This is a genomic window from Mesorhizobium sp. M0437, assembly GCF_040321335.1.
Lineage (GTDB): Bacteria > Pseudomonadota > Alphaproteobacteria > Rhizobiales > Rhizobiaceae > Mesorhizobium.
The window spans coordinates 1-619 of record NZ_JAMYRK010000259.1; the positions used below are offsets into that span (position 1 = coordinate 1).

Annotated in this window: 1 protein-coding gene; it reads left to right on the forward strand. The window is 59.1% G+C overall.

The window, feature by feature from the left end; translation table 11 throughout:
* Positions 1-311 precede the first annotated feature (311 nt).
* A partial coding sequence (locus NKI72_RS35350; RefSeq protein ID WP_352852308.1) for a YidB family protein occupies positions 312-619 on the forward strand: 308 nt, incomplete at its 3' end.

A 619-nucleotide genomic window follows, 5' to 3' on the forward strand; every position in this document is an offset into this window, starting at 1 on the left:
GACTCTGTCTCTCGACCCGGTAGAGTTACCCCGTCGGGTCGCGCTCTCCATCGTCGCCGACAAACTCTGACAAGCGGAACAAACCCGGAAGGCGCCGGGTTAGGGCGTTCGATCGGCGTAGGGCGACTGCGGGCCAAGCGCCCCGAAATTCTGCGTCAGGAGAAGACGTCAGATGAAAACGAGTAACCCGAAGGACGCGTCCTCTCCGCCGGCGAGCCGACCGGCAAGAAGTTGTTGGAGCCCACACGGGTCGTCATCCGCCAAGACTTGGCTTCGATTCGCTCATCGGCCAAAACCGTGGAGGAGATCAAATGGCAAATCTGGGAAGATTGGCGATCGCGATGCTTGGCGTTCTGGCATACCAAAATCGCGACAAGCTCTGTGAATTGATTCCGGGAGCGGGGTATCTTAACCCAAACGACCCGCAACGCAGAATTCTGGCTCAGATAACGAATGGCGTGTCGAGGGCTGACCTTGGTGAGATCCTCGACCGGTTCAGGGAGGTGGGGGCAGGATCGAAGGTCGACTCGTGGGTTGGCAGCGGGCCAAACCAACCGATCGAGCCAAGGGACGTCGAAGCGGCGATGGACGAAGGTACACTCACGTCCATTTCGATGCA